The sequence below is a fragment of the Helicobacter sp. 'house sparrow 1' genome, from assembly GCF_900199585.1.
Taxonomy (GTDB): Bacteria; Campylobacterota; Campylobacteria; order Campylobacterales; family Helicobacteraceae; genus Helicobacter_H.
In genome coordinates this window covers 79,235-100,069 of sequence record NZ_FZQY01000001.1, presented here as the reverse complement: position 1 = coordinate 100,069, position 20,835 = coordinate 79,235, and the positions used below count along the sequence as shown (strand labels likewise).

Genomic DNA, 20,835 nt, shown 5'->3' with positions numbered 1-20,835 from the left:
TTTTCATTATTTGTTGTTACTCTTAAATCCTGTATCGTTTGTAGAATAGTCATTTCTTTTTTAGGAAGCTTGTCTTTAGAGAATAATTCTAAAGAATAACTCTTAGTTGTTTCTATTTCTTTGATAGTTTTATTATCTGGAATCTCTTGAGTATGTACTGCATTATATGGAGTATAGTTTGAAGCACCAAAGCTATATCTATATCCAAGATTTACTTGATAATCTGTAATAATCTTTCCTCCAAAACTTCTTTCAAAATCAAAATAGATTCGATGATTGTCTTTAATGGAGAAATTAGTTCCTACATTTAAAACAAATCTAGAAGTAGTTGATAATGGAGAAAGTGATACTTTTGCATTATATTTATCTGTTAAAGATACATCTCCACCAGAAATATAATCATTGACAAAATAAGTTCCTAGATAAATCTTAGAATTAAAGCCCTTATCTTGAGTTAGATTTCTAAAATCATATCCAAAGCTAGAACCCACTCTAGTTCTTAGAGTAAAGATAGAATCTTGAATACCCTCTAAAGTTGCTTGACCTAGTTTTTGTTTTAAATCAGATTGATTTAAATAACCTAATGCCACTTCTACTTGAGGATCAATAAAGATTTCTTTAGACTTTCCAAGTAAGAATCTATAACCTAATTCTTGAGAGAAAGTGACTGCAAAGTTATTAGTGCTATAGGTATCTATTTGTCCTAAAAGATCTAATTTAGAAGTGATGTAGCTAAACTTTAAGATGCTATCGCTATAAAGTCCATTCTTCCATCCACTCTCTTTACTAGCTCCATCTTGAACATAGGCATTATAGATAGCAAATTCCATTGCATTAGAATTAATCTTATCAACTCCTCTAAAAATGCTTTGATCTGAAATACTCTTAGAACTTGCTATAGAGTTTGCATAGCTTAATGCAAAACCTACATAATTATTAGCTCCATTAAAGCCAAATGCATAATCATAACCTGCTTGGATTGTAGTATAAATACTCTTTGTTTCAAGTGCAAATTTAGAAGTTTGCATACCATTAAATACTCTTATCCAAACACCTTGAGAATTAGCATTATTTCTTAATTCTCCCATTCTTTTATTTAAAGAATTTAGATTTGCTAGATATAAATCATAATTTGCACTCAATGCTGAAGTGCTTGTTAATTGATCGGCTACAGATGCACCCTTAGATCTTACAGAACCTAAGAAGTAAGTAGTATAATTTGATCCACTTTCCTTTGTAAAGTCATAAGTAACCAAACTAAATCCATTAATAGAATCTGTAGCTTCTAGAGTAATTCCTGAAGAATCTGCAACAGTAGCTAGGACTATATTATCTCTACTTCCTTGAGTATAAAGATCTTTTCCAATCAACTCATCTGGATTTCCTATAACCCCTAGATGATGAACCTTGGTGTTACTACTGTTACCTATATTACTTTCAATAACCACCCTATCTGATCTTTTTGTATTTGGATCTACATAAACAATAAAGCTTAAAGGATTTCTAGCATTTAACTTGTTAATTTCTAAAGTTTGGAAATCTTGTTTTGAAACAAGAGTATCTTGGTATCTCATTTGACCAGATAGATTAATAATTCCACTCTCTGCGGTAGACAATTCATTGATTTTTTTAGTGGTATCTCCTCCTGTAAGATTTAAAACAGAGTTACCTCTAAAATCAAGATAAGTGTGTCCCGCTAAAGATAAATTTCCCTCAATAGTTGCATTATCACCTACATCAATCCTTATCTCTCTACTTTCTTCTGAAATAATTTGTTTGGTAGACAATCTTGCATTATTATCAAGTGATATATTAATATTTCCACGACTTAACCTAATATGACCTTTAATAGTTGTATCAACCCCCTCATTTAGATTAATATTAATAATTCCACCATTATTTACAATATTTCCAAAAAGCAAAGATTCTTTAGCATTAAAATTCACTGTAGCAGTACTACTCGGATCCCTGTTATAGATGTTACCATCATGAGCACTGTAAGTTCTTTGGAGCTTTAACTCAGCTCTATTTCCTTCAAGGTTTATAATATTAATTCCCCTATTGAGAGTAATAATTGGATCTTTATCTCTTCCTTCTTGAAGACTCTTAATTGTTAAGACAGCATCCCTGATGGTTATGATATTTTGTCCTCCATATCTTACTTGATCATACTGATACTCTCTTAAAGAGGTATCTGTTGTAACTTGACCATTGATTGTGTTGTTTCCACCATTAAAAGTGATGATATTTTCATGCAAAAAACTTCCTGCACTTCCATCAGATTTTTTCGCTGAAACATCTCCATTAATTGTGTTACTACTTCCATTGAAAGTAATTGTATTTGTTGCTTTAATACTATCACTGGCAACAGCTGCATCTCCCGCAGTAATTCCACCTGCAATTGTATTAGCAGCACTCTTATTATTAAAGACTATTTCATTAATACCAGACTTTGCAATAACTCCTCCCTCAATAGCATTACCACTCTCACCATTAAAAATAATTTCATTTTTACCTTGATAAGGAGTGACCACCTTGTTAGTACTATCATTTGTATTACTTGTCGCAAGAACATACCCACTGATAACTCCAGATTGTTCAAAAATAACCCTATTTGTTGCCCTTGATCCTCCATAATAAGAGCCTCCTGAAGCTTCTATATTTCCACCTAGTCTTGCATTTTCACCCTTGAAGACAATCTCATTGTATGCTGCCCTTTCATGACGGTCTGTATAAGCCCAAACATTCCCTTTCATCGAACCACTTTCAAAAGTGACATGATTGCCTTTGCTTCTGTCAAGAGAGAATCCATATCCACTACCATAAGCAATAATGTTCCCTGTTAATACAACATTTAAATTATTGTCAGCAGCATTTTTAAAAGTTATCTCTTTTCTTTGAAAATCATTGCCATATGAGATATTGGATCCTGTCTGAATATTACCCTCCATCTTTGCACCATCAAAAACTATCACAAGATCTTTAGTATTAGGTTCCACAAGGCTTTGTGCCCCGATTTGACCAGCAAGAGTTCCATTTTTAATGATAAGATTCCCACCTCTATTGGTACTTGTAATATTCCCAGTAATTTTTGTATTTTTTCCTAATACAATATTTGCTTTAGCATTTGAGTCTAGATAGATATAGCCACTCATTCCATATGGCAAATCTGCATTAAAGGTGTTATTAGTTCCATCCCCTTTAACTTCTATACCACCTTCAAATAATTTTGAGCGACTTAAATCTAAAGTAAAATTCTTATTATTAGCCCCATCAAAATAAACTCGTAAAGAATTGACTTTAACTCCACCTCCATTTCCTCTAAAAACAAAAGAATTTGCATTTGTATAAAAAAATGTTTCGCCACTACTACCATTTGTTACAGGATCTGAAATTAAATCATACTTTCTATCATCAAATTGGATAGCAATATATTTTCCACCATTTGGAAGTTCGGGAGTAAATATATCGGTTTTATTCCACCACCACCAATCTAACTTTCCTGGAACTAACAATTCACTTCCCTGATTTCCTGCACAAAAAGTAGGTTTATCAGATGGTTTAGAATCATTGCAATTTGCATAAGCAAAGTTTGCACCAAGAAAAAGAGCTAGAGAGCTAGCGACAATAGGCTTAAAAATTGACCTTTGAGGAGTTTTTATAGAAAGGGCTTTTAAGGGAGTATTATGATACCCCCCCCCCTTAATAAGTCTCTTCTCTTTAAAAATTTCCAAATACATAACTAGATTCCTCCATAATATGAAAATCATTTACAAATGTAAGCTTCTATAGGCTGAATTAGAAAAATTATGCTTATGGTTTTCTTGATTTATAGGTTCTAGAACATAATTTCTACAAAACAAACTAAATAACGACTTAACAAATGACCCGCTAATTATAATACTTATCAGACATTTTTTTCTTAAAATATTCTTAAATAAAAGAGAAATAGAGAAAAAAATGTTTTTTAAATTTTTTATTTTTTTATGAAAATACGATTTTTACTTATCTTGAGAGTTTCTAAAGAAAAATAATAAAATTTGCATTTTTTTTGTTTTTTTTCGAAAAAATATGAAAATTTTTTACTCAAAAGTTGTTTTCATTTACTATTTTTTATCTTTGTAAAGATATTTAACGATTTTTAACTAAAAATTTTTTAGATTAAAATACACTTATTTTTATTTTTTAATTTCAATTTTTTTAACTTTTTCTACACATATTCTTGAAAATATTCCTGAAAAATATATAAAAAATTTTTGTAGTGTTAAGAAATAACAAAAATTATTGTTAATTAAGTCTTATGGAATAAAATCTTTTCTTGATACAATTAATGCCTTAATTTAGGTTATAAGGAAAAGATAATGTCTCAAAAAGTTATTTTAATTATCACCGATGGGATTGGACATAATCCAGATACACATTTTAATGCTTTTGCTTCTGCAAAAAAACCTACCTATGATTGGCTTTTTGCAAATGTGCCACATTCTTTGATACATACCTATGGATTGCATGTAGGGCTACCTGATTTACAGATGGGAAATTCTGAAGTGGGTCATATGACTTTAGGTAGTGGTAGGATTATCTATCAAGACTTAGTAAAGATTAATCTTAGCATCCAAGAAGATACCTTAAAAGAAAATCAAGTTCTTAAAAACTTTTTAGAAGTAAGTCAAAGAATACATCTTTGTGGATTGGTAAGTGATGGTGGGGTGCACTCTCACTTAGATCATCTCGTTGCACTGATTAAAATTAGTAGAGAAACAGGTAAAGAAATCTTTTTGCACCTTATAACAGATGGTAGAGATGTGCTTCCAAGAAGTGCATTGGGCTATATCAAGAAGATTCAAGAACTTTGTGATCATCAAATAAAAATAGCAAGCATTAGTGGAAGATTTTATGCGATGGATCGCGATAAAAGATGGGAAAGGATAGAACAAGCTTATAACTGTATTGCTAATGGGGATAATCTTAGTGCTTTAAGCATAGATGATTATATTAATCAATCCTATCAACAAGATATCACCGATGAATTTATATTGCCTGCCTGTTTTGGTGACTACAGTGGTATGAAAGATGATGATGGCTTTTTATTTTTCAATTTTAGAAGCGATAGAGCAAGAGAACTGACAGAAGCTCTAGATTCTAAGGCTCCATTTGATTATAGAAAAAAACTAGCACTCAATATTATAACAATGACAGAATATGACAAAACTTTTTCTTTTCCTATTTTGTTTCCTAAAGAAGACCTTAAAAACACTCTTGCAGAGATTATATCCTCACACAATCTCACTCAAGCTCATATCGCTGAGACTGAAAAATATGCCCATGTTACTTTTTTCTTTAATGGTGGGTTGGAAGAGCCATTTATTGGAGAAAGCAGAGCTTTGATTCCCTCTCCAAAAGTAAAAACCTATGATTTAATGCCTCAAATGAGTGCTAAGGAAGTTGGGGATAGTGTCATCAAGTTTATGGAGCTTGAAACAGACTTTATTGTAGTAAATTTCGCAAATGGAGATATGGTAGGACATACTGGAAACTTTGAAGCAAGTATAAAGGCTGTTGAGGCTGTGGATAATGAGATTGGCAGAATTGTTGATGTTGCAAAAAAAATGAATTATGCACTGATTCTTACAAGTGATCACGGAAATTGTGAAAAAATGAAATCAAAAGAAGGTGAAATACTTACAAATCACACTGTAGGAGATGTTTATTGTTTTATTATGGCACAAGGGATTTGCAAAATAAACAATGGAAATCTTAGCAATATTGCACCCAGTGTTTTAAAAATCTTGGGAATTGATATTCCAGAAGAAATGCAAGAGGCACTTTTTTAGATTAAAAAGCATAAGTAATGTTAAAGCCTACTGCAATAGTGTTGTTTTTAGGTTCTATAAAGTTGCCTATAAAAGCACCATTGTGATAGGCTGTATCTGTAGTAGATTCTTCTATACTCCAATAGTCAAAATACAAATTTAACTTGATTGCATTTGCACTAGGCAGATAAATTTTTGAACCTAATGCAATACGACCACCATAGCCCCTTTTTTGTGTAAAATACAAATCACTATCATATCCTAAATCTGAAAAAGCACTTGTATTATGTCCATAGAGCAAGAGACGCTGCTCAATCATTCCAATAAATGATACTTTTTGAGTTAGAGGAATCTCTCCACTTAATCCTATAGGTAAAAATAAATAGCCCTGATAGCGCCCATATGAAGCTTGAATACCAGGCTTATCAATTACGAGGTTATATAAGAAGCGATAGCCAAGTCCTGTATAAACAAAAAATAATTCCTTACCATCACTAAAAAGATTTATACCAAGCTTTGTGGTAATACCTGTGTAGTAATCCGTAGATTGTGCAGAATATTTGGTGGTAGTTTGCGTAATATTATTATGCAAACTACCATCATAAATATTTGCTCCAACATGGGTGGCAAAATATAAATCACTTTGGAATCTAAAGAGACTTCTTACTACTCCTATCATTCCATTAAAATTAAGCATAGGACCTTGTATCTGCATTACTTTAGGTTCTTTGTAGCGATAGTATTCTATCCCCATTCCTAATTCTGCAATAAGCTGATTTTTGGATTTTGAAGAGCTTGTGAGCTGTTTTTGAGTTTTAGTGTCCGTATTTCTTTTAGTTCCGTATCTATTGACATAAGTTTTAGATTCTAAAAGTTGTAGCAATACAAAAAATAAGATAATTACGCTAATGCCTTTTTTCAAGGTTTTCTACTCTCTCTTTTAACATTTTAATTTCTTTTGTATTTTCTGCAATGGATCCCAAATAAGCCACCACCATAAAAATTGCAAAAACCAACAAAAATACTATTATCATACAAGATAAAACAAAATTCCTTATTATTTTTTTATCCATTTTATATCCTTATCTTCACAATTTTTTTAACCATTGAAAGAAAAAATAGAGCACATACTGAAACAATCACAACACAAGCTCCTATACTCAAATCAAATGCATAAGAGATACCAAAACCACTCCAAATAAAAATTAGTGAAAAAATAGATGATAAAATCATCTGAGTTTTTAAAGATAAAGCAAAAAAACTAGCAATATAAGCAGGAATAGAAAGAATAGAGATTACCAAAATAAGACCTGCCACACTCATACTCATCACAACACCCAGAGACATTAGAATAAACATAATAACCAAAAACAAAGTAGTATTAATATTTTTTAATTGGCAGAATTCTCTATCATAGAATATGCTTAAAACTTCGGTATAAAAAATTGAAATAAAAAGAATCAAAAAACAATCAAAAAAAGCAATTATAATCAGATCTTGGGTGCTAACTGCAATAATAGAACCAAAGAGATAACTTGATAAATCACTCCCATAGCCCTTGGATAAATCAATACAAATCACTCCTATAGCCATACCAAAAGCCCATAAGGCCGCAATATAGCTGTCTAATGAATTTTTATGTTTGAGTGTAACATATGCCATTAACAATGCCATCAAAATAGCAATTAGACTTGCCCCAAGCATTGTGCTAAAGCCAAAAAATAAAGCAATACCCACACCACCAAATGCACTGTGAGCTACTCCACCAGTTAAAAATACACTTTTGCTTGATACCACTAAAGAACCAATAATTCCTGCACATAAGCTGATAAGCAAAGAGGCGCAAAAAGCATTAAATAAAAAAGGATAATCTCTGAAAAAATCAATCATATAAGCTCTTGTGGTGATAGTTCCTGATAAAATCTCTCTAAATCAAAATTTCTTCCCAAATACTGTGTGATTTCTTGAGCATCAATCATTGCATTATGTAAGCAACTTGTAGCACCTGGTGATGGTGTCATATTAAATGTAATACCTTTTTTTGTATGTATTTTTTGTTCACCCAATATCAGTTTTTTTTCTGTCTTATCTAAAACTTGAGGTCTTACTTCTCCATATCCATTTGCAAACTCCAAATCATTTAATTTTAAAGATGGAATAATTTTTTGAGCATCAGCTAAAAACTTCTTTTTTCCGATATATGGGAATTCAAAAAGTATATTTTTCATCATATATTCTCTGATTTCTTTATCTAAAATCAAGTCTTTTAGAGTTTTTAGGATATCAAGATTACAATTAAGTTTTAAAAGATTAGGACTAAGATTGTTAAACCAATTTTTACCTTTTTCAAATTTTGGAATCACAAGTGCTGTAGGCCCAATTCTTGTTTTATCTTTGACAATAATATCTGGGTCTCCGTGAATTGCCGCAAAAGGAAGTTTTGGGTTTTGAATTGTATAAACCTTACCTCGCAATAAATTAGGAACAAAATAAAAATTACCTGCCACAGGCAAGCAACCAAAATTTAGTCCATAGCCCATTGATTGTGCAAGAGGTAGTGAGTAAGAACCCGCATTGACTAAAATAAATTTTGCATAAATTTCTTGTTTGTTTTGTGAGACTAGAACATAGCCATTTTCTTTTGGCTTAATCTCTTTTACCCAAAAATTTAAAAAAGTTTGATTGTTGGGATTTTTTTGCATACCTTCTTGTACAAAATTTTCACTTAAAAATGCATAATCCACCCCGCACCAATCTTTCTCATACCCCATTGCAACAACATTTTCAAACCTATCCCCTCCATCTTTTCCTTCAATTACTTTTGGTTCTAAAGTTTTTATTTGTTGTTTATCAAAAAATTGTATTTGTGGAAAAATACTTTGGAATTCTTGGTGACGCTTAGTAATTGCTTCACACTCAATATCTCCCACTCCTATTGCCATTTTTTGCATCTCAAAAATTGCTTTATTTTGTAAATTTTTTCTAAGCGCATAATTTTTTACTTTATGCGCACAAAATCGGACCTTAGAGGCTTTCTCAAAACTATAATTTGTTTCAATAGATCCATCGTGCAATGTTTGAGAATTTCCTTTTGTACTAGAACTTACATTTGCCCATTTGTGACACTTATCCACAATTGCAATGCTTGAAATATCACTATACTCACTTAAAACATAAAATAATGCAGTTCCTGAAATACCCCCGCCAATAATTACTACATCAAATTCTTTTTTCATTCTTACTCTCCATTATTTTATTTAAAATATCAACCTCACATATATGCCCATCAATTGGGATTTCAAATTTTGGCATATCGTGTAAAACAACCTCTCTATTTACCGATAAAACCCTTGAAGCATAACCTAATAAAATTGATATATCGTGACTGATGACAATTATAGTATGAAACTGATTAAAAGTCTTTAGCAAATCATAAATTTCTTTTTGGGTTCTAGAATCAATATTAGAAGTTGGTTCATCCAAAATAATAATATCAGGATTTCCACACAATGCTCTTGCAATCAATACTCTCTGCCTCTGGCCTCCTGATAGATCCCCAAATTTTCGGTGTGCTAAATGTTGAATACCTAGTTTTTCTAGAATCTTAAAGGCCTCTTTTGTTTGCTCTTTTTTCGCCCGAAATCCAAAAAGTTTTGGTTTTAAAAATCCCATTTTTACCACATCAATTACTTGAATTGGAAACTCTGGATTGATGCAGGTATCCTGAGGAACATACCCTATTTTTTCTCTTAAGGTTTGATATTTTATTTCACCTTTTTTTGGTGTCAATAAACCCAAAATTAATTTAACAAGGGTAGTCTTTCCTCCACCATTTGGTCCAATAATTGCTAAAAAATCTTTGTCATAAACATTAAAATTAACATTTTGCAAAACATCATCACTGTGATATGCAAAACTTACATTTTCACATTCTATAACTTTTTGTTTTACTTCATTTTTCATAGGCAATTTGCTCTGCTATATTCCACATATTTGCAAGCCAATCATATACAAAGGGATCTAATATAGAAACTTGCAAATGATATTCTTTTGCTAAGAGTTCAACTTGTTTTGATGAGAATTGAGGTTGTTTATAAACAATTTTTAGTTTCCTTTCTTTAATTACCTGGTTTATCTTTTGCATATGTTTAATTTTTGCCTCTTTATGATGATCTTCAATTGCTAATTCCTCCAAGCCATATTCTTCTGCAAAAAACTCAAATGCTGGATGATAAACCAAAAAGGTTTTTTGCACCCCTTGTTGCGAAAAAAGATTTTTTATCCTTGCATCTAATTGTCTAATCTCATTTAAAAAATCTTTGAGATTTTGTTCATAAAAATCTTTATTATTCCTATCTTCTTTAATCAAATACTCATAAATTTCATTTGCTTGTTGATATGCCAAAGTTACAGATAACCAGATATGGCTATCATGCCTATTATGAAAGTTTTTATTATGCTGATGAGATAAATCCACAAAATCCATTTGCGGATTGATGCTTAAAAATCTCTCTTTCCATTTTGTTTCAAAATCCAATCCCATACCAAAATACAACTTTGTTTCCTTAAGATTTTTAACTTGAGAAACAAGAGGTTCATAATTTTCTGGATTCTTATTTTTTGGCACAAGAACATAGACCTCTACCCTATCTCCTCCAATTTTTTTAACAAAAAAGGCTTGAGGTTCTATACTAACAGCAACCTTAAGTTTGGCATCTGATGCAAAAAGATTTAAAAAAATACAAAGAAAACCAACTAAAAAACGCATTCTTATCCTTTAATCTCTAAAATGTTAGAGCATATTGATATAAATCTGACATTCCCAAAACTTGATCCAAAAGGGTTTTTGATTTTACAAAAACACCATTTTTATTTGTTTCTGGTGTAAGAGTGGTAATTACAACTCCTCCTAATAAATTTTCTGTTTTTGAAAATGTATTCCTTGTCATCACACTCCAAGCACTATGAGCTACTATTGCTCTACCTTCATATGTACCAATATAAAGAACAATATGACCCTTTAGCCAAATCACCGTTGCAAATGGAGTTGCATTTTCAATGATCACTTTTTCTTTTTCTTTTGCACTATATTTACTTAAATCTATCATATTGCCTGCATATCTAACCTGTGCTGCAGAATTTCTTGGTAAATAGATTCCAAAATTTGCAAAACTATCTCTTATAAAAGCAGAACAGTCTCTACTTCCTAGCTCTCCTCCCCATCCATAAAATTGCCCTATCATTGCATTAATAACATTAGCCATACTTAAAGCATCTATTTTTTTAGGAAAAAGTGAGAAATCATCTTTTTTGATTCGCGTTGTCTTAAGCCCCATAAAACCATCTGCTTTTTTATAGGGTAAATAAATCTCCATATCTTTTTCATCTATTTTCTTAATAGAAAAAAGCTTCCCCGTTCTGCCTTTACTCAAGAACTCATCATCTCTTCCATAAATAGGAAAATTATCTTTATTGGATAGGGCATAATCCTTAATCTGATAGAAAAGCCTTTCATCTTCTGGTGTAATTTTTGCCAAATTTTCAACCCTAACCCAACCATATACAAAACTACTTTGAATATGTGCCCAATCTTTTGCAAGATTGTAGTGTGTGATTAAAACAGGAGTACCTTGAAATATCAAGGAATTTTGCCATCTATCAAAGGGATAATTATTTCTTGATTTAAATCTTGGTAAATGAGTAGGAGTTGCTCTCACAGCAGTATCACTCACCACAATCGCCTTAATTGCGACACTAGGATATTTTTCCATATTCATAGAATCATAAAGATCTTTCATCTCTTCTTGAGTATAGAGCTTGAGATTGGGTCCAAAACCTGGATTTTTCAATAATGATGGAGCAACCCAAAAAACCTCCGAAGCATTGGGGTTTGGAATAGGTTTTTTCCAAGGAGAGAACCAAACATCTAAATAATGCTGCTTAAGCTTTAAAGAAATTTCTTGAGAAAATTCCAAAGAAAAATCATTGTTTTGCAAGTAAAAGTTTGCATCCTGAGGGAGCTTAAGGTCAGCAACCATTAATTTTGTAGTGCTACATCCAACAAGAAATATAGCAACAATAAGAGTAATTAATAAACGCATCTATAAAAACTTTTCCCTATAATCTGTCTCACAAAAACCAAATATAAGATTCTTATCATCTTCAACAACAGGTCTTTTAATCAAGCTTGGATATTGGATACATAAATTCATCTGTTCTTCCAATGTAATATTTTTGTCCTTTAAGCCTAGTTTTTTATAGGTTAAACCTTTTTTATTAATCACAGTATCAATACCCATTTTTTCTACCCATTCCTTAATTTTATTTAGGGTTGGAGGTTCTTTTTTAAAATCGATGAAATTATATGAGATCTTATGAGTATCAAAAAAATCTCTTGCTTTTTTTACACTATTGCAATTTTTAATACCATACACAAACACTATCTGACCTTTAAACTAAATTTGAAATTGTTCTTGTGAATCTACACTATCTTTAACAATATTTATCACACAATCCACACCACCTGCTAATGAAAATAGCCAATACTTATGTGCATACAACCATTCAAGTTGCTTTGCCTTCTTTTGCATTTCATCCTCTGGATAACGCACCAAAATCCTTGCTATATCCAATTCTTGATGAAAGATATAAGATTGGATTGCATCACTAAAATAATCCGTAAATTTCTTATCATCAAACAGATCCTTGATTCTATCAATTTCTATATTAACTTTTTCTATCTTTTTAAAATCAATTTTATCCAGTTCATTTTTACCATTAAGTTCTTCTAATTCTTCAGTAAGCTTTGCTACCTTTAGAAAAACTTTCTCTATTTGAGTTTTTTTTCTCTGCCCATAAGAGATAATATCTTCACACTTTTTCTTAGCAAGTAAAATATTTTTTATAATGGTTTTTTGATTAGGATTTTTTAGCTTAATTGGAAGCTTTGGCTTCTTGTCAATTAATGCAATTGCATCCCTAAAAGACATTTCCCTACTGCCGTGGATTCTAGCCCCGCCCTCTGTAGCATTAATCACATCTATTTTATAAGGAGTGTGAGCAATATCTGTTTCAAAAAATTGTAAAAATAACTTCCAAACCAAGGTAGTTTCTACTTCCCCACCACCTCCATATTTTTCAACAAAAATTTTCTTTTCTTTTGGTTTAATTTCATCACTTCCATAAACTGCATCCTTAGCATGAGAGCTACCATCCTCACCAAAAGCTAAGTCTTGGCCAATTAGAATACAGCGCTTAAATCTAGAATGTACCACCATTTCATATGCCATATTTGCAGCACTCATTCCAATGCCTAAATAACCATATCTATGAAATCCAAACATATTGGTATAGCCAAATGGACGCATACTAATTTGCTTAATTCCATCTGTAATAGCATCTTTTAATTTAGGATGCACAATTGAGGTGATAGCAAAGATTACATCTTTTTGTGCTTCTTTTGGGGTATGTGTATAGAATTTCGCAGTTGCCTCTACTCTTTCAAGAGACAACACTACATCAGGCTTAATGCCATTTTTATAAAGGATTGGAAAAGATGCATCAATACAAAATAAAGTCGCATAGGGTGCAATTTCTTTTAGTAGTGGCAATTGCTTATTTAAACTGGGTCCAGTGGACACAATGATTGCTGTATCTCTATCTCTTAGTTCATCAATTAGATTAATCAAAGTAGGAGTTTTTAACATATCAGGAAGATTATAAATATGTTGCTTTAATCCAATTATTGCATCATTTGCATCATTTCCTACGCTAATTACATTATGTTCAATTGCTTTGATAAAGTGTTGATTGATTTCAATGATATTATCTTTGTATTTCTCATAAAAAAAGTTAAAAATATGTAAGTCATAGACCTTGGCATAAAGCCTACTTTTTTTATCCATCATAAACAAAGAATTAATCATCACATCATTGCAATAAGGAGCGTAAAGCAAGATGATTCTATCTTCTAAAATCTCTTTTTCAAAATCTACTAAATTTAAAACAATAAATAAAATCTCAATCTCAGGTTCAATAACTACAACTCTTTTAACTTGCTTATTTCCTAAAAGCAACCTATAAAATACCCCATTACCAAGACCATAAAAATAGAAGTAGGGATAATAACTATAGGAAACAAAATCTGTAATTTTTTGTAATGTTTCTTCCAGTGGTTTATGGGTAAAAAGTGGTTGCATTGTCTCTTTTAAAATGAGATTAAAATTTGCAGAATCATTTTCATCCATATAAACTTCAAATTTTTTATTTGGTTCTACTTGAGATAGGGCTAAAGCTAAGAGAGGATCTTTTTGTTTGAGGGCATTAAAATTTTTTGTATAAATATCCATAAAAATCCTTAAGATATAAGGAGATAAAACTCCTTATAAAAATTATTGTAAAAGTCTTAAAACATTTTGTTGTACTGCATTTGCTTGGGCTAATGCAAAGCTACCACTTTGTGCAAGAATGTTATTTTTAGAAAAGTTAGCAGATTCTGCTGCAAAATCCACATCTCTAATTTGTGACTCAGCGGCTTTTACATTAACTTGTGTTGTAGAAATATTATTAATGGTTGAAAGCAATTGAATTTGAACAGCACCCATATCTGCTCTAATTTTATCAAGCTGAACTCTTGCAGAATCTGCCATATCCATTACTACCATTGCACCTTTAAGACTTGTAACACCTGCTCCAATCCCCTGTCTATTTAATTCTGCTTGGGCAATATTTGCATTTGCTCCAGAAGCTGATGCGATATCTGCACTAAACATACCTCTAAGCTGTCTTAAATTTACAGTTGCCTCTGCAATACCCTGAGCAGAGTGGAAACCTACATGTGAGAAATTTACACCACTTACAATAATATCTCTTGCATCAGTTCTAATCAGCGTTAAACGACCAATGATTGCATGATTATTTCCAGAGATACCAACAAAGTTACCACCACCAAATACCTTGCCAGAATCTTCTTCTGCGTGAATTGAAATTGCGCGACCATCATTTGATTTTAAGTTGATTCTTCCTGTGATATCTAAAGAAGCCTCTACTCCTGTTTGGTCCTTTACAGAGTTGATTGCATTTACCAACTTACCATCCGCATCATTTTTTCTAATATCATTAACTGTTCCAATTTTTACACCATTAATCTCCAATCCCCTCACTGTTCCAGATAAGACAGGACTGCTACCAGTAGCCATAACATTATAAGTTGCCTTTACACCCAACTTATCAGAAAATCGATTAATAACTTCACTCAATGCACCAATACCTGTTCCAGCAGATGTTGAAATTTTTACAGTTTCAAGCTCAAAATTATTCACTCCATCTACAGCTTTAAAGTTAAATGCTACTTCTGTAAGATTACTTCCAGCAGCTGAAGCAAGCATACCTGCCCCATCAAATGATGCAGTTTCCATTCTAATATGGCCAATTTTATCTGAACTTGTAGAACCAATTGAAGCTTTAATCGTAGTATTAGAATAAGCACCAATTTGAAACTCTTTATTAGTGAAAGCACCAGAGAGCATTTGTTGTCCATTAAAGCTTGTAGTATTAGCAATATTATCAAGCTCTTCCATTAATCTTTGAATATCACTTTGTAAAGATTTTCTTGATTCTTGACTTTGTCCATCCTGTGCTGCTTGGATTGCTTTTGTCTTGATAGTATCAAGAATCTTTAATTGCTCATCCATTGCCTTGTCTGCAATTTGTATAATACCAATTGCCTCATTTGCATTTCTAATTGCCTGTGTTAAACTTTCACTTTGAGATCTCAAACTATCAGCAATAGCCATACCTGAAGCATCATCTGCTGCCTTGTTAATTCTTAGACCCGAACTAAGTTTTTCCAAGGAATTAGCTATGCTTCTATTAGTCTGAACTCCTATGCTATGCGCATTTAATGCTGCTACATTCGTATTTATCCTAAAACTCATTTTGCATCCTTTGCATTTTTTTTGAAGTTAATGCAGGAGATAAAGCAATTATCATTCCATTTTTTGTTAAGATAAAAAAAAGATAAAAATGTGATAGAATCCAACCCCTATAATTTATATGTTACAAAAGAGCACAAAAATGAAAAAATTAATTATTGTAGAATCCCCTGCAAAGGCTAAAACTATTAAAACTTTTTTAAATTCTGATTATGAAGTCATTGCATCCAAGGGGCATATTAGAGATTTGCCTAAAAATGTTTTTGGAATTAAAATTGAGGACCAAAAGTTTATTCCAGAATATAAGGTATCTAGTGATCACAAAGACATAGTGAGTAAAATTAAAGCACTTGCTAAAGATGCAGAACAAGTTTATATAGCAACCGATGAGGATCGTGAAGGTGAAGCAATTGGTTATCACATTACTCAAACTTTGGGTAAAAAAGCTAGTCAGTTTCCTAGAATAGTTTTTCATGAAATTACAAAAAATGCAATCTTAAATGCCTTAGAAAATCCTAGAAGTATTGATATGGATAAGGTGGATGCACAGCAAGCAAGAAGACTTCTTGATAGAATTGTAGGCTTTAAATTAAGTGGGCTTATTGCAAGCAAAATCCAAAGAGGGTTGAGTGCTGGAAGAGTTCAAAGTAGCACACTTAAAATTGTAGTAGATAGAGAAAAAGAAATCAGAGCCTTTAAACCTATAAGATATTTTAATATTCAAGGCATTTTTAAATCCTCTATTACTGCAGACCTTGTTGAATATAAGGAAAAAAAACTAGATAAATTAAGTCTTCAAGACGAAAAAGAAACACAAGAGATGGTGCAAATTTTACAAAAAGAGGAGTATAGGGTTTATTCCATCCAAAAAAAGAATAAAAAAACCTCCACCCCTCCCCCTTTTATGACTTCTACACTACAACAAAGCGCTTCAAGTGTTTTGGGTTTTTCTCCAACCAAAACAATGAGCATTGCTCAGAAACTCTATGAGGGGATTCAAACCAATGAGGGCATCATGGGTGCAATCACTTATATGAGAACAGATAGCTTAAATATTGCAAAAGAAGCACAAGAAGTAGCAAGAGAGATATTACTTAGAGATTATGGAAAGGATTATGTTCCTAAAATTGCAAAAAATTATGCCAATAAAAGTAAGAATGCACAAGAAGCGCACGAAGCAATTAGACCCACAAATCTATACTTTACACCAGATATTGCAAAAGATTTTTTAAGTAATGATGAGTTAAAACTCTATACACTTATTTATAACCGTTTTTTGGCGTCTCAAAGTGTGGATGCTGAATTTGAAAGCCAAAGCATTTTTATCAAGTCATCTAGCGGAATTTTTAAAGCCAGTGGGAGTAAATTGGTCTTTAATGGGTTTTATAAAATTATTGGAAATGAAGATAAGGATAAGTTATTACCAAATCTCAAAGAAGGGGATTTTATAAAACATCAAGAAATTACAAGCAAGGAACATTTTACAGAGCCTCCTGCAAGATTTAATGAAGCAAGCCTTATTAAGACTATGGAAAGTTTGGGAATTGGAAGACCAAGTACCTATGCGCCAACCATTGCACTACTTTCCAATCGCGAGTATATTAAGATTGAAAAAAAACAAATTTTTGCTACAGAGAATGCCTTTAAAGTTATAGATATGCTAGAGCATCATTTTAACGAAATTGTAGATAGTCATTTTACTGCAAAGCTTGAAGAGGATTTGGATCATATTGCTGAAAAAAAGGTGGATTGGCAAAAACTCTTGTGGAGTTTTTATGAACCATTTGAAGAAAAACTAATAGCAGGAAAAAAGAATATTGCTTCTCAAAAAATTGCGATTCCAACCGGAGAATCTTGTCCTTCTTGCGGTAAGGATTTAGTCAAGCGCAATGGAAGGTTTGGAGAATTTGTTGCTTGTAGCGGTTATCCTAAGTGCAAATATACAAAAAAGGAAGAAAAAGAGGATGCTGATCTTTCCACTTCTGAAAAATGTGAAAAATGTGGTTCCAATATGATTAAAAAAATGGGTAGAAACGGAGAGTTTTTAGCTTGCAGTAACTATCCCAATTGTAAAAATACAAAATCTTTAAACCAAAATAACATTACTCTTGATGTTAAATGCCCTGAATGTGGTGGAAATATTTTAGAAAAAAGAAGCAAAAGAGGTAACTTTTTTGGTTGTAGCAATTATCCAAAATGTACTTTTGTTTCAAAATATCCTCCCACTGATGCAATAAAATGTCAAAAATGTGGTTATATGGTCGCAAAACGCACTTATAGGAACAAAGAAGTATATGAATGTATTAAGTGTAAGGAAAGACAAGAGTGTTAGAACAAAATATAATTTTTGGACCTATTTACTCAAGGAGGTTTGGAAACTCTCTAGGTATTGACCTCTCACCATCCAAAAAACAATGCAATTTTGATTGCCTTTATTGCGAACTTGAGGCAAAAAAAGCGCAAGAGAGTATGCAGGATACAATAGAGGTTACTACTATATTAAAACACTTAAAAAATAAATTGGACTCTCACATTGATGTTTTAACTATCACTGCAAATGGAGAGCCTACACTCTATCCTCATCTTTATAATCTAATTTTTGAAATTAAAAAAATATTACCTCAAAACATCAAAACTTTAATTCTTAGCAATGGTTCAAGATTTGGAGAAAAAGAAGTACAAAAAGCACTATTATTATTTGATATCGTAAAGTTTTCCTTTGATGGTGCAGATACTAAAACTTTTTCAAGAATAGATAGGCCTCATCATAAAATTAATCTTGAAAATATCAAACAGGGTATTTTAGAATTTTCAAAAATATACAATGGAGATCTTATTGCTGAAATCCTGCTCCTTAAGGATATCAACAACTCTTTAGAGAATCTACAAAATCTTATAGACTTTTTAAAACAAGTTAAACTAAAGAGAATTGATCTAAATACAGTTGATAGGCCTCCAGCATATTCTAAGGCAAAGCCTTTAGATTCTCAAGAGCTAAATTCTATTTTTTTACTTTTTCAAAAAGAAATTCCTCATGTTAAAACAACAATTCCCACGCGAAAAGACTATGACCTGCAAAAAATAACAATCACAACCCCCAATGATTTATACCATCTTATTCAAAAACGACCCATTGAGATTACCGAGGCACAGAAAATTCTGGATACAAAAGCTTTTGTCTTTTTACAAGATCTCTTAAAAGATAATAAAATTATCACAGAAGAGGTAAATCAATTAAGGTTTTATAGGGTTAGAACATAGCTTTATAATCTTCTAAAATTACCCTCATAAATTTATCAAACCCAAGCATTGCTTCAATATCACCTACCATACCATGTGTGATAAACTCATCCTTAATTTCAAAACTATGCAGTGGAATGAAAAAATTTTCTTTACTCATATACTCCAATAAAGCACTGCCCACACCACCTAAAAAATAGCTATCACTAAATACATAAATTTTTTTATATTTTTCAAAAATATTTTTTAAGTTCTTATCTAAGGGTTTTATAAATGCCAAATCAAGCAGTCCGCAGAAAACCCCCTCTTTTTCTAACTCACTTAAAACCTTATAGGCTCTACCAACACCATTTCCATATCCAACCAATAAAAATTCTCTCCCCTCTTTTAATAATCTTGATCTTCCTAACTCAAAGCCTTCTGCCTTAAAAATACCATCTTCAATTGCAAACCTTCCTCTAGGATATCTAAAAGCACAAGGAGCGTTATCAATGGTGGTTGCAAACCTAACTGCCTCTTTTAAGCTTGAATTATCAAAAGGGGCAAAAAGAATCATATTAGGAATGGTGCGCAAATATGCGATATCTAGAAGTCCTTGATGCGTCTCACCATCCTCTCCCACAATACCTGCACGATCAATTGCGAATTTAAGTGGTAAGGACATAATACTTGCATCATGTATAATCTGATCATAGGCTCTTTGCAAAAAGGTAGAATAAATACTTACAAAAGGTTTAAATCCTTCTTTTGCCATAGCAGACATAGATGTGACAGCATGTTGCTCTGCAATTGCTACATCCCAAAACCTAGATGGAAATTTCTCAATTAATTTTGAAATTCCTGTTCCTGTAGGCATTGCAGCAGTAACTCCTACAATTTTTTCATCATTTTGCGCAAGCTCCAATAAGGTATTGGCATAAATTTCTGTAGGACTTAATAGAGTTTCTTTTTTAAGACTCTGCCCTGTTTTAATATCAAAAGCACCAACCCCATGCCACTTCTCATATCTTCCTTCTGCTAACTCATACCCCTTGCCCTTAGTTGTTTGAGCATGAATTAAAACAGGAACCTTTATGTCTCTTGCAATCCTTAAAGCATTGATAATCAACTCCAAGTTATGCCCATCAATAGGACCAAGATAGTGTATTCCCATCTCCTCAAATAAAATACCAGGTGTAATCAGCTTTAGAGATTCCTCAAACCTTTTTGCTAAATAAGTTGCACCTTCTGGCATCTTGATTAAGACTTTTTTGATTCCTTCCCTTACTGTTTGATACAAACTACTACTCATCAAGCTAGAAAGATATCTACTAATAGCCCCTATTGGCTTTGCGATACTCATTTCATTATCATTTAAGATAATAATCATAGGGTATTTACGATCCCCTAATTCATTTAGTGCTTCATATACCAAACCTGCACTCATACTACCATCACCAATTAACACAATAGGCAGAGCCTCTTTCTTCTCTAAATGAAATGCCTTAGCAACCCCAACACCAAGGGATATAGAAGTAGAGCTATGTCCTGCAATAAAATAATCATCCTTGCTCTCACTTGGCTTTGTAAAACCACTAATTCCCCCAAATTGTCTTAATGTATCAAAAGCATCCCATCTTCCCGTTAAAAGCTTATGTGCATAAGCCTGATGACTCACATCAAAAATAAAAGGATTTTGACTACAATCAAAAACATGATGCATTGCCACTATTAACTCAACTGCACCTAAAGTAGAACTTAAATGACCTCCATTTTTACTCACAACTTCTAAAATTCTTTGGCGTATCTTTAAGCAAGTTTCTTGTAGTTCTTCAAGCGTACATTCTTGTATGGGTTTTTGAAGAAGCATT

Annotated in this window: 15 protein-coding genes; 3 read left to right on the top strand and 12 right to left on the bottom strand. The window is 32.1% G+C overall.

Annotation, left to right across the window (positions count from 1 at the left end):
- Nucleotides 1–3,740, bottom strand: a 3,740-nt coding sequence (locus C6H31_RS00405; protein ID WP_233712803.1) for an autotransporter outer membrane beta-barrel domain-containing protein, incomplete at its 3' end; no start/stop codon positions are given.
- A 621-nt stretch (nt 3,741–4,361) separates the two neighbouring features.
- Here C6H31_RS00405 and gpmI point away from each other — a divergent pair.
- Nucleotides 4,362–5,834: a 2,3-bisphosphoglycerate-independent phosphoglycerate mutase gene (gpmI, locus tag C6H31_RS00400; RefSeq protein ID WP_104696836.1), complete on the top strand. Its 1,473-nt coding sequence runs from the start codon at nt 4,362–4,364 to the stop codon at nt 5,832–5,834.
- 1 nt (nt 5,835) lies between these two features.
- Here the strand turns inward: gpmI and C6H31_RS00395 are convergent, their stop codons facing one another.
- From C6H31_RS00395 to C6H31_RS00355, 10 genes are read right to left on the bottom strand one after another with little or no spacing between them, the layout of a single operon-like run.
- Complete coding sequence (locus tag C6H31_RS00395; protein ID WP_104696835.1) at nt 5,836–6,735, bottom strand: hypothetical protein; 900 nt, start codon at nt 6,733–6,735, stop codon at nt 5,836–5,838.
- Nucleotides 6,719–6,886 carry a hypothetical protein gene (locus tag C6H31_RS06990; RefSeq protein ID WP_158654759.1) on the bottom strand — a complete coding sequence of 56 codons (168 nt, stop codon included), beginning with the start codon at nt 6,884–6,886 and terminating at the stop codon, nt 6,719–6,721. The genes C6H31_RS00395 and C6H31_RS06990 overlap by 17 nt, the downstream gene beginning before the upstream one ends.
- A 1-nt stretch (nt 6,887) precedes the next feature.
- Nucleotides 6,888–7,703 (bottom strand): metal ABC transporter permease, encoded by an 816-nt coding sequence (locus tag C6H31_RS00390; RefSeq protein ID WP_104696834.1) that lies wholly within the window; start codon nt 7,701–7,703, stop codon nt 6,888–6,890.
- Complete coding sequence (locus C6H31_RS00385) at nt 7,700–9,049, bottom strand: FAD-dependent oxidoreductase (protein WP_104696833.1); 1,350 nt, start codon at nt 9,047–9,049, stop codon at nt 7,700–7,702. The genes C6H31_RS00390 and C6H31_RS00385 overlap by 4 nt, the downstream gene beginning before the upstream one ends.
- Complete coding sequence (locus C6H31_RS00380; RefSeq protein WP_104696832.1) at nt 9,033–9,776, bottom strand: metal ABC transporter ATP-binding protein; 744 nt, start codon at nt 9,774–9,776, stop codon at nt 9,033–9,035. The genes C6H31_RS00385 and C6H31_RS00380 overlap by 17 nt, the downstream gene beginning before the upstream one ends.
- Nucleotides 9,766–10,581, bottom strand: coding sequence for a metal ABC transporter solute-binding protein, Zn/Mn family (locus C6H31_RS00375; protein WP_104696831.1), 816 nt, complete (start codon nt 10,579–10,581; stop codon nt 9,766–9,768). Before C6H31_RS00375 ends, C6H31_RS00380 begins: the two co-directional genes overlap by 11 nt.
- 16 nt (nt 10,582–10,597) lie before the next feature.
- A complete protein-coding gene (locus C6H31_RS00370; protein ID WP_104696830.1) occupies nt 10,598–11,914 on the bottom strand; it encodes an SH3 domain-containing C40 family peptidase in 1,317 nt (438 codons plus the stop codon).
- A complete protein-coding gene (locus C6H31_RS00365; protein ID WP_233709987.1) occupies nt 11,915–12,253 on the bottom strand; it encodes an arsenate reductase family protein in 339 nt (112 codons plus the stop codon). It abuts the gene before it with no gap.
- A 15-nt stretch (nt 12,254–12,268) separates the two neighbouring features.
- Nucleotides 12,269–14,161, bottom strand: coding sequence for a motility associated factor glycosyltransferase family protein (locus C6H31_RS00360; protein ID WP_104696828.1), 1,893 nt, complete (start codon nt 14,159–14,161; stop codon nt 12,269–12,271).
- A gap of 42 nt (nt 14,162–14,203) precedes the next feature.
- Nucleotides 14,204–15,748 (bottom strand): flagellin B, encoded by a 1,545-nt coding sequence (locus tag C6H31_RS00355; RefSeq protein WP_104696827.1) that lies wholly within the window; start codon nt 15,746–15,748, stop codon nt 14,204–14,206.
- 139 nt (nt 15,749–15,887) lie between these two features.
- Between C6H31_RS00355 and topA the strand changes: the two genes are divergently transcribed.
- Both topA and C6H31_RS00345 read left to right on the top strand, forming a co-directional pair.
- The gene (gene topA / locus C6H31_RS00350; protein WP_104696826.1) at nt 15,888–18,077 is read left to right on the top strand and encodes a type I DNA topoisomerase; all 2,190 of its coding nucleotides are present in this window, start codon (nt 15,888–15,890) and stop codon (nt 18,075–18,077) included.
- Nucleotides 18,071–19,006 carry a radical SAM protein gene (locus tag C6H31_RS00345; RefSeq protein ID WP_104696825.1) on the top strand — a complete coding sequence of 312 codons (936 nt, stop codon included), beginning with the start codon at nt 18,071–18,073 and terminating at the stop codon, nt 19,004–19,006. Before topA ends, C6H31_RS00345 begins: the two co-directional genes overlap by 7 nt.
- Here C6H31_RS00345 and dxs read toward each other — a convergent pair.
- Nucleotides 18,996–20,834 carry a 1-deoxy-D-xylulose-5-phosphate synthase gene (gene dxs / locus C6H31_RS00340; protein ID WP_104696824.1) on the bottom strand — a complete coding sequence of 613 codons (1,839 nt, stop codon included), beginning with the start codon at nt 20,832–20,834 and terminating at the stop codon, nt 18,996–18,998. The genes C6H31_RS00345 and dxs overlap by 11 nt on opposite strands.
- Between the last annotated feature and the right edge of the window lies 1 nt (nt 20,835).

Excerpts from the sequence above, each read along its gene's own strand:
- dxs (WP_104696824.1), bottom strand. The coding sequence starts at position 20,834 with ATGCTTCTTCAAAAACCCATACAAGAATGTACGCTTGAAGAACTACAA.
- C6H31_RS00380 (WP_104696832.1), bottom strand. The coding sequence starts at position 9,776 with ATGAAAAATGAAGTAAAACAAAAAGTTATAGAATGTGAAAATGTAAGT.
- C6H31_RS00390 (WP_104696834.1), bottom strand. The coding sequence starts at position 7,703 with ATGATTGATTTTTTCAGAGATTATCCTTTTTTATTTAATGCTTTTTGC.
- C6H31_RS00370 (WP_104696830.1), bottom strand. The coding sequence starts at position 11,914 with ATGCGTTTATTAATTACTCTTATTGTTGCTATATTTCTTGTTGGATGT.
- topA (WP_104696826.1), top strand. The coding sequence starts at position 15,888 with ATGAAAAAATTAATTATTGTAGAATCCCCTGCAAAGGCTAAAACTATT.
- C6H31_RS00360 (WP_104696828.1), bottom strand. The coding sequence starts at position 14,161 with ATGGATATTTATACAAAAAATTTTAATGCCCTCAAACAAAAAGATCCT.
- C6H31_RS06990 (WP_158654759.1), bottom strand. The coding sequence starts at position 6,886 with ATGGATAAAAAAATAATAAGGAATTTTGTTTTATCTTGTATGATAATA.
- C6H31_RS00385 (WP_104696833.1), bottom strand. The coding sequence starts at position 9,049 with ATGAAAAAAGAATTTGATGTAGTAATTATTGGCGGGGGTATTTCAGGA.
- C6H31_RS00375 (WP_104696831.1), bottom strand. The coding sequence starts at position 10,581 with ATGCGTTTTTTAGTTGGTTTTCTTTGTATTTTTTTAAATCTTTTTGCA.
- C6H31_RS00355 (WP_104696827.1), bottom strand. The coding sequence starts at position 15,748 with ATGAGTTTTAGGATAAATACGAATGTAGCAGCATTAAATGCGCATAGC.
- gpmI (WP_104696836.1), top strand. The coding sequence starts at position 4,362 with ATGTCTCAAAAAGTTATTTTAATTATCACCGATGGGATTGGACATAAT.